This is a genomic window from Clostridium sp. (genome assembly GCF_047718555.1).
GTDB lineage: Bacteria > Bacillota > Clostridia > Clostridiales > Clostridiaceae > Clostridium_I.
Genome location: NZ_JBDNRK010000011.1, coordinates 1 through 14531 on the forward strand (window position 1 = coordinate 1; position 14531 = coordinate 14531).

12 protein-coding genes are annotated in these 14531 nt (G+C 30.3%); 3 read left to right on the forward strand and 9 right to left on the reverse strand.

Features of this window, described 5'->3' with window-relative positions; all coding sequences use genetic code 11:
- Nucleotides 1-146 precede the first annotated feature (146 nt).
- The 7 genes from mraY to mraZ form a co-directional block, all read right to left on the reverse strand.
- Nucleotides 147-1103: a phospho-N-acetylmuramoyl-pentapeptide-transferase gene (gene mraY, locus ABF633_RS06455; protein WP_415522833.1), complete on the reverse strand. Its 957-nt coding sequence runs from the start codon at nt 1101-1103 to the stop codon at nt 147-149.
- 86 nt (nt 1104-1189) lie between these two features.
- The gene (locus ABF633_RS06460) at nt 1190-2581 is read right to left on the reverse strand and encodes a UDP-N-acetylmuramoyl-tripeptide--D-alanyl-D-alanine ligase (RefSeq protein ID WP_415522834.1); all 1392 of its coding nucleotides are present in this window, start codon (nt 2579-2581) and stop codon (nt 1190-1192) included.
- Entirely contained in the window at nt 2582-4030 is a 1449-nt protein-coding gene (locus ABF633_RS06465) for a UDP-N-acetylmuramoyl-L-alanyl-D-glutamate--2,6-diaminopimelate ligase (RefSeq protein WP_415522835.1), read from the reverse strand.
- A gap of 346 nt (nt 4031-4376) precedes the next feature.
- Nucleotides 4377-6569: a stage V sporulation protein D gene (locus ABF633_RS06470; RefSeq protein WP_415522836.1), complete on the reverse strand. Its 2193-nt coding sequence runs from the start codon at nt 6567-6569 to the stop codon at nt 4377-4379.
- Between the two features lie 217 nt (nt 6570-6786).
- Nucleotides 6787-7275, reverse strand: a complete 489-nt coding sequence (locus ABF633_RS06475) for a hypothetical protein (protein ID WP_415522837.1) — start codon at nt 7273-7275, stop codon at nt 6787-6789.
- A gap of 214 nt (nt 7276-7489) precedes the next feature.
- Nucleotides 7490-8422 (reverse strand): 16S rRNA (cytosine(1402)-N(4))-methyltransferase RsmH, encoded by a 933-nt coding sequence (rsmH, locus tag ABF633_RS06480; RefSeq protein WP_415522838.1) that lies wholly within the window; start codon nt 8420-8422, stop codon nt 7490-7492.
- A gap of 34 nt (nt 8423-8456) precedes the next feature.
- Nucleotides 8457-8885 carry a division/cell wall cluster transcriptional repressor MraZ gene (gene mraZ, locus ABF633_RS06485; RefSeq protein WP_015616032.1) on the reverse strand — a complete coding sequence of 143 codons (429 nt, stop codon included), beginning with the start codon at nt 8883-8885 and terminating at the stop codon, nt 8457-8459.
- Nucleotides 8886-9117: 232 nt separating this feature from the next.
- Between mraZ and ychF the strand changes: the two genes are divergently transcribed.
- The 3 genes from ychF (at nt 9118) to ABF633_RS06500 (ending at nt 10901) form a co-directional block, all read left to right on the forward strand.
- Nucleotides 9118-10215 (forward strand): redox-regulated ATPase YchF, encoded by a 1098-nt coding sequence (ychF, locus tag ABF633_RS06490; protein WP_415522839.1) that lies wholly within the window; start codon nt 9118-9120, stop codon nt 10213-10215.
- A 353-nt stretch (nt 10216-10568) separates the two neighbouring features.
- Nucleotides 10569-10700, forward strand: a complete 132-nt coding sequence (locus tag ABF633_RS06495) for a hypothetical protein (protein WP_415522840.1) — start codon at nt 10569-10571, stop codon at nt 10698-10700.
- A gap of 33 nt (nt 10701-10733) precedes the next feature.
- The gene (locus ABF633_RS06500) at nt 10734-10901 is read left to right on the forward strand and encodes a hypothetical protein (RefSeq protein WP_415522841.1); all 168 of its coding nucleotides are present in this window, start codon (nt 10734-10736) and stop codon (nt 10899-10901) included.
- A gap of 193 nt (nt 10902-11094) precedes the next feature.
- Here ABF633_RS06500 and ABF633_RS06505 read toward each other — a convergent pair whose 3' ends face one another.
- Complete coding sequence (locus ABF633_RS06505; protein ID WP_415522842.1) at nt 11095-12000, reverse strand: fused DSP-PTPase phosphatase/NAD kinase-like protein; 906 nt, start codon at nt 11998-12000, stop codon at nt 11095-11097.
- A 62-nt stretch (nt 12001-12062) separates the two neighbouring features.
- A complete protein-coding gene (locus tag ABF633_RS06510; protein WP_415522843.1) occupies nt 12063-14375 on the reverse strand; it encodes an AAA family ATPase in 2313 nt (770 codons plus the stop codon).
- Nucleotides 14376-14531 lie beyond the last annotated feature (156 nt).

Genomic DNA, 14531 nt, shown 5'->3' on the forward strand with positions numbered 1-14531 from the left:
TAGGATTCAAAATAGGCTAGCATACTGACTAGTTATTTATTTGAATATGCCTTATTGCAAATGCCGCCATAAGAAACACTACACTATAGAAATTACACTACTAAAAAATGAAGTAGAACAATTTCTAATTATTTTCTAAAAAGTTGCTAAATTGATAAAAGTGCTATCAGACATAATATAACAGTAACTATTGAGAATATGGCAACCACTTTAGTTTCATGCCATCCAAGCTGTTCAAAATGATGATGAATAGGTGCCATTTTAAACACTCTTTTTCCCGTAAGCTTAAAGGACGTAACCTGAATAACTACTGATGCTGCCTCCAGTACATATATCCCCCCTACTATTATAACCACTATTGGGAATTTTAGTATGATAGCTATTCCTGCTATCGCACCTCCAAGTGCCAGAGATCCTGTATCCCCCATAAAAATCTGAGCAGGAAAGGTGTTATATTTTAAAAATCCTAACAAAGCACCTGCTACAATACCACAAAATATAGCCAGCTCATAATAATGCCATCCAAAACTAATTATAGTAAAAAATGTTATTACCAGCAATGTTACAGAGGTTGCTAGTCCATCTAACCCATCCGTTAGATTTACGGCATTGGTTATTGCCACTAAAAAGAATACTATAAAAATCATATATACTATTGGATTTAACTGTAAAGTTGTTTTGAAAAATGGTATATATACATCTGTTCCTATACTAAGATAAGAATAATATGCAATTATACAGGAAGCTATAAGCTGAAGAGAAGATTTTTGCCTGGCTGTAAGTCCTTCGTTTCTCTTATGTATTATTTTCAAAAAATCATCAAGGAATCCTATAATTCCAAATACTAATAAACATATGAATGCAAATATTGTGTTTTTATTTGATAATACATTGTTCTTCATTATAAACATAGTTATAGCTGTGGTAATTATAAATATTATTCCACCCATAGTAGGCGTTCCAGCTTTTTTTCTATGACTTTTAGGTCCTTCCTCTCTTATGTTTTGTCCAAATTTTAGCTTATGAAGTACAGGTATTAAAATAGGTCCCTGTAACAAAGAAATTAAAAATGCCACTAATACAGAATATATTATTAGGCTCATAATTGCATCTCCTTTTCTAATTGTTTATATCTTTTAGAACATATTGGATAAAATTCTGTAAAAAAATTATCATAGAAAGCTATATATCAAATTAACTTGTCACTGTTTTTCAGGTGCTCCACTATTTTCTCAAATTTCATCGCTCTTGAAGCCTTTACCAATATTACATCTTTCTTTTTAAGGAAGTCGTCTAAAAATTCAGCTGCTTCTTCTGTAGAAGCAAAATATTTAATCTTTTCACTATCTTTAAAACCTTCTTCAAAAGCATCCTTAAATTCACCTAATACTACTAATAAATCAACCGAATTTTTTCTTGCATAAGCTCCTATTTCTTTATGAGCATCATAGGCCTTTTGGCCTAATTCTCTCATAGTTCCAAATACTGCTATCTTCCTTGTCCCGCCTATATTTCTCAAAACATCAATTGCTGCTATCATTGAATCTGGACTAGCATTATAGCAATCATCAACTATAGTATATTTTTCTCCTTTTACTATATCTAATCTCATAGATGTCATATTGAGCTTTTCTATACCCTTATTCATTTCATCATAGGTTAGTCCAAATAATTCACCGCAGGTAATTGCCAAAAGGGCATTGGATATATTATGTTTTCCAGGCAAATCTATTTTAAAGTCTTTAAACATAAGTTTATCATTCTTAAATATATCAAATATAACGGATGTTTCTTCCAGCCTTGTATTTTCAGCTTTAATATCACAAGATGATTCTATACCAGTTTTTATAATCTTATATATTTTATCCTTTCCAGTTACAGTGGAAAGCATATCATTATCTGCATTTAAAATAAGTGTGGAATGGTCATTAAAATAATCAGTTATCTCCAATTTAGCTTCAAGTATATATTCCCTTGTCTTTAAATTTTCTATATGAGATATGCCTATATTAGTAATAAGTGCAACATCAGGTCTTGCAGCCTCTGCCATATTGTGAATTTCGAAAAAATTACTCATTCCCATTTCAAGTACAGCTATATCATAACTGCTGTCAAGACTAAAAATCATAAGAGGAAGACCTATTTCATTATTAAAATTCCCCTGAGTCTTAAATACCTTATATTTCTCTGACAAAATAGCATAGGTCATATCTTTAGTAGAAGTTTTTCCTGTAGACCCTGTAATACCAACTACTTTTATATCAAGAGTACTTCTATAAAATTCAGCCAGCTTCAGTAATGCTTTTTTAGTATTTTCTACAATTACAATAGAGGTATCTTTATTTATCTCCTGTTTGTCAAATTTTATTTCATCCACGATACAAAGAGCTGCCCCATTTTTACTTGCTTCTGCAGTAAAATTATTTGCGTTAAATTTTTCTCCTTTAATTGCAATAAAAATACTATCTGGCTCTATTTTTCTAGTATCTATACTTATACTATTAAACGACTCCTTAGAACCTTTTATAAGTAATTTACCTTCTACTGCCTTTACAATAGAATTAAGTGATATGTATTCCAATTAAAACAGCTCCTTTATAATTTCAGCAATAATTTCTCTTTCATCAAAGTGAATTGTTCCTTCTTTTAAAACCTGGTAATCTTCATGTCCTTTTCCTGCAATAACTATTACATCATCCTTTTTTGCTATGGAAATTGCCTTTTTAATTGCCTCTCTTCTATTTTCCACAGTTACATAATTTTCACTATGAATACCCTTAACTATCTCATTAATTATAGCCATTGGCTCCTCAGTTCTAGGATTATCAGAAGTTATTATGGCAATATCGCTCATTTTGGTCCCAATATCCCCCATTATAGGTCTTTTAGTCTTATCTCTATCTCCACCGCAGCCAAAGACACTGATAAGTCTTCCTTTCGTAAATTCTCTAGCTGTTTTAAGTATATTCATAAGGCTATCTGGAGTATGTGCATAATCTACAATTATATCAAAACCTAAATTTAAATTTGTTTCAACGGCTTCACATCTTCCGGGTACCGCCTTTAATGCCTCAAGTCCTAATTTTATCTGTTTCAAAGTTAATCCTTCTGAAATGCATGCTGCTGCACATCCAAGTGCATTAGATATGTTATATCTTCCTGGAATATTTAAGCTTACAGGAACACTTTCCTGTAGATAATTCAATTGGAACTCTATGCCTCTAGAATGCATTTTTATATTTTTTGCCTCCACATCTTCAGCCTCTTTAAAACCATAAGTTATTTTATTGCCATCTAAATCATCATAAACTTTTTTCCCATAATCATCATCCATATTTATTATAGAATTATCGCTATTTTTAAATAGAATAAGTTTGGCATTATAATAATTTTCAAAGGTCTTATGAAAATCAAGATGATCTCTTGTCAAATTAGTAAATATGCCCTCATTAAATTTTATTCCGTAAACTCTGTCCAAATATAAAGAATGGGAAGAAACCTCCATTACACAATACTGAACTCCACTACTAACCATTTCTTTAAAAAGCTGATGTAGTTCCAGGGATTCTGGCGTAGTTCTATGGGCCAATATTTTTTTATCCCCAATATAATTGGCAATAGTACCTATAAGACCAACCCTATAGCCACACTTCTCTAGAATGGCTTTAATCATATATGTAGATGTAGTTTTACCATTGGTTCCAGTTATTCCAATCATCTTTAATTTTTTATGAGGATTACCATAGAAATTAGCTGCTGCCAGCGCCAGTGCCCTTCTGCTATTTTCTACCTGAAGCACAGTGCAATCAGGTAAACTTTCCGGTACCTTTGTGCAAATTATAACTGATGCCCCTCTTTTTACTGCACTATCAATATATTTATGCCCATCTGTACTAAAACCCTCTATACAAACAAATAAGTCATTATTTGTTATATTTCTAGAATCATATTCTATTTTATTAATACTTAAATTAATATCACCCTTTATAATCTTGTATTTAATACCTTCAAGTATGATCTTTAATTCCATAATATCCCTTCCTCTTTAACTTCAATTTCTAATATTCAATTTATGTAAATGTTAAAACAATTGATCCCTTTATATTTTATTATTGCCAATTAATTACAATATAGTTATCTCACAAAAATATATTAGTTAAAATTATCAATTGAAGTTCTTTAAATAAGCACAATACCTTTTTTAAAGTATTGTGCTGTTTATCAATGAATCTTACTCAGTGGGAGCTTTCATTTCCACTGAGTTTAGATGAATTATCCAGGGACATGCCGATGTTACCTTCGCCTTTAGATTGTGTAGTGTTACAGCGGCTAGTCATCTGATAAAATATCTGTAATTTATTATTTTTTCATCTTCATTAATCTCCTATGTTTTCTAAATCCAAATTTACTGTAGTTCCCCTTTGGACCTTAGTTCCTTCTACTATATCCTGATCAGATACCATACCATCCCCATCAAAATTTGCCTTTAGTCCCAAAGCTTCAAGCATCTGTGAAGCCTTTTGTTTACTTAGACCATCCAAATCTGGTACTTCTACATCACTACTATTATAATTTGCACTGCTTCCAGTGTAAAGTATTACTTTTGTACCCTCTTTAACCGTTGCACCTGGCAGAGGTGTAACATTTGTTACATAATCTCCATTTTGATCTGCATCAAAAGTCAAATTATTATCCTTTAACACTTTCTGTGCATCCGATAATTTCATACCTCTCACATTGGGCACTACTACATCATTTAACATACTCTTTTGAACATCGCCGCTTGGTGCATCTGTCTTTATATTGAGATAATTAAATATATCACTGAACATCTGTTTTGCAACTGGAGTAGCTATTTGTCCTGCATAATAATTTGAAGGATCCGGCTCATCAATAGATATCATAACAGTAACCTGCGGATCATTTGCTGGTGCCATTCCCGCAAAGGATGCCACATATTTCCCTGACTCATAACCACCACCCTTTGGATTAGGTTTTTGTGCTGTTCCAGTTTTTCCTGCTATATGATATCCGTCTATAAAGGCTTTTTTTCCACCGCCATCAGATATTACTTGTTCAAGATATCCTCTAAGCTCTTTTGCCACACTTTCATCCATTATCTTTTTAGTCCCATAATCATCGTAATTTTTATCAACAATTTCTTTATTATTTGGATCATAATGAACTATTTTTTTCATTACATGTGGTCTTACCCATACTCCATTATTAGCTACAGCATCAAAGGCACTTAAATATTGAACCATGGAAACTGTATTAGCCTGGCCAAAAGCAATAGTAGCTACATCTACAGGACTTATTTTATTTGTAGGCTTAATTATGCCCTTTGCCTCTCCCGGTAAATCAATACCTGTCTTCTGTCCAAATCCAAAGTTATTTATCCATTTATTAAGGCTAGCAGCACCAAGTCTTTGCCCTAAAGTGGCAAAACCCACATTGCAGGAATTTTTTATTATATCCACGAAACTCTCCTGTCCATGGCCTGTACGCTTCCAACAATGTATTATTTTATTTGCAATTGTAATACTCCCAGTACAATTAAACTGATCTGTTGCCTTAACTACCTTTTCTTCCATAGCTGCAGTTGCAGTTATAACTTTAAAAATTGATCCTGGTTCATAGGCATCATTGACTGCTCTGTTTCTCCACTCACTTTGAAGCTCATTAAAACTCTTACCCTTTTGCCATGGGTCATTGGGATTATAATCTGGCTTATTTGCCATTGCCAATATTTCCCCATTTTTAGGATTAGCAACCACAATGGAAACCGCTTTTGCTTTATTATCGCTAAGTGCCTGCTCTGCGTTTTTCTCTGCAAATTCTTGAATATTTTCATCAATAGTTAGTACTACATCTTTTCCATTAATAGGCTTTGTATAATCTGAAATTGTATAGGGTAAGCTTGAACTATTTCTACCTATTTCAGCAATTCTCTTTCCTGGAGTTCCAGATAAATAATTATCATATTCAAGTTCAACTCCAGTTAGTCCCTTACCATCAGAATTAGTATGTCCTAGAACCTGAGCCAAAAAATTATTATTTACATAATATCTTTTTGTATCTGGAGAAACTATAATACCATTAACATTTAATTGAGACACCTTATCCGCCACACTCTTTTCAACTCTTCTAATTAGAGTTGCAGATCCTGCTGGACTTCCATTGGGAAGTTTATAATTTAGCAATTTGCTTACATCTTCTGTCTTCATCCCTGTGGCCTCTGCCAATCTTTCTGCTAAGGTATTTATATCCATTTTTTTGGTATTATTTAGATCAGCTCTTATAGTGCTTAAATCCAAATCAATTCTATAAACATTTCCACTAACCGCTAGTTCTTGTCCATTTCTATCAAGTATTCTTCCTCTTTTAGCAGATATCTTTACTTCGCTTGTCCACTGATCAATAGCCATTTTCTTGTATTTTGGCGACAAAATAACATTAACTTTAAATAATCTGCAAATAAGTAAAGAAAATATTACAATAAAAATAATTAATACAAAAAACAACCTATTCTTTACTATTACATTATCCCTGTACATTTTTTTACCCAAACTAAGATACCTCCATTACACTAACAATTTTTCATGATTAGTAATAATTATTAGATATCTTAGTAAAATATAACTAGAAATTTATTAATTATATGTATACAATAATTATCTTTATGGGTAAAGCAACTATTTTTAATTAAATATTATTTTATCATCTATTATTATTAAAATGTTTAATTTTAGTTTAAACTTGTAGAACAACTAAAGTTGCTTGGGATTAAAAAAGTTTATCTTTTATTATTTTGAAGACTGATTCATTTTTTTTATCATTAGCCGCATTTTTATCAGTTTTAATAGTTGACTTATCATAATCCACCTGAACTGTCTTACTTTTATCTGGTTGTACCATATTCATTTTAGAAGCCTTAGCCTCTATATTCTGTATCTGATTATATTGCATTAGCTGTAATTTTAAGCTTTCATTCTCTTTAGCCGCATTGTTGTTTTGAATAGTTGCACTTGATAATTTATTCTCCATATTATATATAGTAGAATATCTAAAAACTACACTGAAACCTATGGTAAAGGTTAAGGCAATACCAATCATTACTTTTGCTTGATTTCTAAGTTTGGACTGCTTTAATCTTCTTAGCTTTTCATTTTCCTCCTGCTTTAACCTACGCCTATCATCTTCCTTGTAAGTTTTTCTCTCTGGTACCAACGCAGTATTTCCATTACTTATGTAGTTTTTTTCTGTTACTATCACTTTATTCACCCCTCTAAATTATTTAAAATATATTTGATTTATTATTTATTTTAGTTTGTAATTATTTTATAAACAGAATTCTTTGTTTCAGGTGGAGTTTTTTTCTCCACCTGAAACTTAGAAGTCGTTATCCAGGGACGTAGCATCCGTTATCTCCCACTTTGATAGAAGTTGGTAGTATTACGGATGGTAGTCATCGGATAAAAATATATAATTAAATTTTTTCACCTATTCGAAGTTTGGCACTTCTACTTCTTGGATTTATCTCCAATTCATTTTCACTAGCTTCTCTTGGCTTTCTTGTTATAATATTCATTTTTGGTTTTTTACCACAAACACATATAGGAAAATCCTTTGGACACTCACAAGGATTTTGGAGTTTTTTAAATTTTGTCTTTACTATTCTGTCTTCTAAAGAATGAAATGTAATTATTGCTATTCTTCCACCACTCTTTAATTTGTTAACTCCATCCTCTATAGCTTTATCAAGTATTTCTAGTTCTCTATTAACTTCAATACGTATTGCCTGAAAGGTTCTCTTTGCAGGATGAGGACCTTCTCTTCTAAATTTAGCTGGAATAGCCGACTTAATAATATCTACCAGCTGAAAAGTTGTTTTTATAGGCTCTTCTTCTCTTCTTTCTACAATAAAAGCTGCTATTTTCTTTGCAAATTTTTCTTCACCATAGTCTTTAATTAAACTGTATAACTCACCTTCTGAATAGTTGTTTACTATTTCATAAGCTGATAAACTATTTTGTCTGTTCATCCTCATATCTAAGGGGGCATCATTCATATAGCTAAAGCCCCTTTCTGCTTCATCAAGTTGATAGCTGGATACTCCTAAATCCATTAGTATACCGTCTACACTATCAATCTGTAATTCATCTAGAATTTCTTCTATATTGTAAAAATTATTGTGAACATAAGTCACATTATTATAATCACTTAACTTTTGTGAAGCTGCTTTAATTGCGTCTGCATCCTGATCTATTCCAATTAACCTACCTTTATTAGAAAGCCTTTTGACTATCTCACTGGAATGTCCTGCACCTCCTAATGTACAATCTACGTAAATACCATCTTCCTTTATATTTAATCCATCTATACATTCCTCTAGTAAAACTGGTATATGTTTAAAATTCATATTATATCTCCTTGTCTCTAAAGCATACAAAACATCAAATTAAAAGTTCACTCATCTGCTCTGCAATGCCATCCATATCTATATCAGATTCATTGTATTCCTTCCATTTTTCTTTACTCCAAATTTCAATTCTTGTAGAAACACCTATGCTTACTATTTCCTTATTAATAGAAGCATATTCTAATAAATTCTGAGGTACAAGCGATCTACCTTGCTTATCTACAGTTACTTCATTAGCTCCTGAAAAGAAAAATCTTACGAATGCTCTAGCATTGCGATTTGTAAGTGGTAATTTTTTTAGTTTACTTTCTAATAGCTTCCATTCTTCCATAGTATAAGCATAAAGACATCCATCTAAGCCTTTCGTTAAAATAAAAGCATCCCCTAGTTCTTCCCTAAATTTTGAGGGAATTATAATTCTATTTTTACTATCAATGGCATGCTGATATTCCCCTATGAACATCTTTTACACCTCTCTGCTATTTTACTCCACTTTGAACCACTTCAAACCACTTTACTCTACTATTCTATAATCGTACGAAAAAATCCTTCCTTAATGGAAATAATTTTTATTTTTTTAATTAATTTACCCATATTATTAATTAGAGTTAATAATATATTAATAAATTGAAATGTACAGTATTGTAGAGTATAATTATTAAGGATTATATAAAAATGAGAAAGGATGTACACAGATGAGATTAGGAATTGTTGGATTACCAAATGTGGGGAAAAGCACTTTGTTCAATGCTATTACTAAAGCAGGTGCTGAATCAGCTAATTACCCTTTCTGTACAATAGAACCAAATGTAGGTGTAGTTGATGTTCCTGACAAAAGGCTTGATATGCTTGAAAAGATGTATAACTCAAAGCGTAAGGTTCACGCCAGCATTGAGTTTTATGATATAGCCGGTTTAGTAAAAGGTGCCAGTAAGGGAGAAGGCCTTGGAAACAAATTTTTATCACATATAAGAGAATCTGCAGCCATAGTTCATGTGGTAAGATGTTTTGAAGATGAAAATATTGTTCACGTAGAAGGTTCTGTAGATCCTATACGTGATATTGAGACCATCAGCCTTGAACTTGTATTTTCTGATATAGAAGTGCTGGAAAGAAGAATGGAAAAATCAATAAAATTAGCACGTTCTGGAGATAAAACGGCTAAAGCAGAGATGGAGCTTATGGAGAAAATAAAAAATCATCTAGAAGCTGGAAAACCTGTTAGAACTTTAGAGCTTACAGAGGATGAACAAATATTTGTTAAAGAATTATTTTTACTTACATCAAAACCAGTTTTATATGCTGCAAATATTTCAGAAGATGACTTACTATCAGGAAACTCCGAAAATGAATTTGTTAAAAAAGTTAAAGAATTAGCTGCTTCAGAAGAGTCAGAAGTTGTTACTGTATGTGCCAGCCTTGAAGAACAGCTTTCCACTCTAAGTGAAGAAGAAGAAAAAGAGATGCTTGAAGAATATGGACTTGAGGAATCTGGTTTGGATAAATTAATCCACTCCAGTTATAAGCTTCTAGGATTAATGAGTTTTTTAACTGCTGGTGCGGATGAAGTAAGAGCATGGACAATAGTGGAAGGTACTAAGGCTCCTAAAGCTGCTGGTAAAATACATACAGATATAGAAAGAGGCTTTATAAGAGCTGAAATTGTATCCTATGAAGATTTGATAAATTGTGGTTCAGAAGCTGCGGCAAAGGAAAAAGGTAAATTTAGATTAGAGGGAAAAGATTATATTATGCAAAATGGAGATGTAGTAAACTTTAGGTTTAATGTATAATCCTTGCATAATTTTATTTAATATATTTAGATTATATAATTTACATTAACAAAATTGCTAATTAGTATTCAGCTAAAATCAATAAAATTATCTATATAATTAATTACTTAGCAGTATAAATTATATAGATAATTTCAGATATATTATCAATTTTTTAATTATTTGCCAATTCATTTTTAAATAAGTCTTTAATTATATTATTTATCAAAAATTTTAAGATAAATAAATTATTTAGAGACTTATTTTAATTTTTCTGCATATATCAGTATAATTTCAATATTTCAAAGTTATTGTATTAAAAGCATAATATTTGGCAATATATATAAATAGTTAGGCAATATAGGAGTGATAATATGAACTACTTAATTATATCAGTACTTACATTTTTTATACTAACTATTTTATCATTGTGCAAGGCTTCAGGTGATGCAGATAAGAGAATAGAAACTATGCTGCAGGAAAAAAATCAGGAAAAAGAAAACTAAAGCTTTAAAGTATTTACAAAAGAGGTGATAGCTATGAACGTAGGAAGTATTGTTAGATTAAATGACAATAATGAATGGAACGGATTATATGGAGTAGTTAAATACATGCATAAAGATGTAGCTTATATATTTTGTATACAAAATCCCTGTTATCTTTACGTTGCAACAGAAAAAAATAATATTTGCATAATAAAGGAATAATAACTCATCAAATTAACATCTATATATAAAAACATAAAAAAAGAGCCCTTTCTAATGCTTTAATGCATTTTAGTTGCAGCTCTTTTTTATCATTAGTAATCTTTAACTTATTATCCATTTCCATATATCTAGTTAGAAAATATTTGTCCAGCAGTATTTTCATTCTTAGTGGCGTTGCAAGCGGCATTGATGGTTAATTAGGATTATTTTTTACCCACTGTGACCATGTAGTCGTATAATTATCATTATTTGCTTTACAGTATTCATAAAAACTTTTTAAAAATTTTGCTCTTTTACCTCTGATGTTTTCTATAGTAGTATTCTTTAATAAGTTTTCTCCACCTAGTAAAAATTGCCTTTTTATTATATCCTCAAAGGAAACATTTTTTGCATTTTTCATCATATCATACATAGCCATAAAGGTAGTAGTCCTACCCTTTCCTGCCCTACAATGAAAATGAAGCCAACTGGATTCAGGAAGAGTTTTTACAAAATTTATAAAATCATCTGCTGCTTCCTTAGAAGGAGCTTCCTTATCTGTTACAGGTATTCTCACATAATTAATACCATGTCTTTTAACTAGACTTTCTTCACTTTCTACATTTTTGACATCTAAAGTTTTATTTTTAATATCAACAGTCTTTTGCTCCGAAAGCTTTTTTAACCTTTCATTTTCATCTGCTAAAACTTCAGCCTTATTTAAGCCTTTATTGGCTTTATTGTGATCATCAGTCCAGCTTATTGCATTTCCGTCTAAAAATCCATGAGATTCTTCTCTTAAATCTAAGACAGTTATTGGCATTTTTTCCCCAATACTTTCCTTTGCAATATCTAATCCCTTTTCAGAAAATTGAGCACTTCCAGATATATTTAAATTATTTAACCCCTCTAGATTAACAGATTTATCAATATCCTTTATTTTGTCACTGTCTGTTGTCTTTCTAAAATTTTTAGGCAATGTAACGGTATTGTGGGCATTTATAGTCAGCCTCAATTCCTTCGGTGCAAATGCCATTACATTAATATTTTCAAAGGCATAACCCAAAGTAAAAATAAATATAAAAAAAGTTAACCATAAGAATTTTATTCTTTTCTTCATATGCAATCCCTCTGCTCATAGTAAATTTTTATTCACAACTATTATGAGCATTTTACAGTTCTCTATACATCATTTTTATCCCTAAAACCTATTTCATATTTGTCTATCTCATCTTTTGCAAATTTAATAATTTTATATGCATTTAAGAAATCATTACCCATCATTATATCCATGGCATCATTTATGTCTTCCATGATGTAAATGTGAAATTTATTATTTTTTACTGCCTCCTCCACTTCATCTTTAAGAATTATACTATCAGCATTACGGGCAGGTATTAAAATCCCCTTATCTTCTATAGTATCAATTATTTTACAAACATTAAAAAAGCCTTCAATTTTTTCATTGACTCCACCTATGGGCTGTATCTCACCAAACTGATTTATAGAGCCAGTAACTGCTATATTTTGCTTTATTGGTATCTTGCTGAGAGAAGAAATCATACACAGTGCTTCTGCTACAGAGGCACTATCCCCTTCTATCTTTCCATAAAGCTGTTCAAAGCATAGATGAAAATCAACAGTTAATTTTCTGTAATCTCCCAAAATATTATTTACCCATCCCTTTAGTATGTTAATGGATTTTGAATGAATACTTCCGCTTAAATTACTATCCTTTTGAATATCAATAATATTTCCATCACCCTTGTAACAGGTACAGGTTATTCTATTTGGTTTACCAAAGCTTATATATCCAGCATCAATTACAGATAAGCCATTTATTTGGCCAATTTTTCTATCTCTCACATTTAACAATATCTTATTTTCTCTATACATTTCTAAAAATTCGTCTTCCACTATGCTATAGCTGCTAGCAGCCTTCAATATATCTTCTTCAGTAATTTCATTTCTTTTATTTTTTACTGCATTGTTGTTAGACAGCATTAATATTTTATCTATTTCTACGTCATCAATAAATAATTTATTTCTATTTTCAGCCTTTCTAGATAGAAACTTTGCCAATTTATTAAGTGCCGAAGGAGCTATAGACTTAATATTATTATTTTCCAAATATTTTTCTATATAGCTATAGAAAACAGCCTTATTTTTACTGTTTATTTTTATATCTGGTTTAAATTCTGCTCTGATTTTAAATATATTTTTAAAATCACTGTCATAATTATATAACATGTGATAGGTATTATAATCTCCAATTACAATAATCTTTTCCCTAATTTTAACTGGTTCTGGATTTAAACCGTTTAAGGATATGAGCTCTAAATAACCTCTATTATAGTCAAAGTTAACTTTTTCATTCAACAATGCCTTTTTTAAATAAAAATAGGCTGAAGGATTATTTACTAGATTATCCATTCTAATTATTAGACACCCTTCATTAGCCTTCAAAATCGAACCTGCCTTTATAAGACTAACATCTGTAATATAATTTCCATTATGATTTTCATATTCAATAGTCCCTATAAGATTATTTACAGTAGGATCTTCTTCATAAATCACTGGGGCAGTGCTATTCTTACTATTATCTACAATAACATTTACATAATATTTAGATATTATACTGATAATATTTTCTTCATCCTCATCATAGTTTATAGTATAATTATCTATTACATTTTTTTCTATATCTTCAAATATACTCTCTATATATAGAGAGACTCCCTTATTATCCTGAAATCTTTCAGCATATTCTTCTTTTTTGCTCTTTAATTTAATTTCAAAATAATCTCTAAATATACTTTTTATTTTTTCTATCTCTACATCTTCAATAATTTGAAGTTCTTCTAATATATTTTTAGATTCAACTCTAAGCTTTTTTATCTTAGTTAATATATTATCTTTTTCTGAGGAACTAAGTCCGTCATAGTCACTTTCTGTCATAAGTTCATTTTCTTTCTTTGGTATAAAGCTAAAGCCTTCGTTAGTAGTTTTAATTTCGAAGCCCTCATTATGACTAGTTTCAATCAGATCATCTATTAACTCATTTTTCTTTCTTTGAATTTTGTCTATTATTTCCTCTTTTTCTTTATCATTACTGCTATTATTATAAAAATTATATATAAAATCCGTATATAATTTCTTAATTTCCTCAATAGTTTCCTTAAGAAAATTTCCCTTTCCATGGTCAATGATAATAGCCTTTGGTGTTTTTTCATCTTTACTAACAACATAACAAATATCCTTAGGATTAATTTTGTTTACATATAGTTTTTTTATATATTGTATAATATCCTCTAATTTTTCTTTGTTAAAATCATCAACAATATAAATATTATATCCACATTTATCAATATCAATTACCTGAGTTAACTTACTATATATATCTTCATATTGAGGCATGATACTATTATTAAAATCCTCATCATTGACTATATCTATATTATATATTATCTCTTTAGGAGTTAATTCTCTCTTCATATGACTCCCCTTTCATTATTTATAAATAAATCTTCACCTGCTAAATAATTGATTTTTCAATTTAACTTAAAATTTTTTATTTAGATGTCCTCTACAAAAATTACACTAATACATTTTTACTCATAAAATAAGTCTATCAGCTAACTATTGCTTACA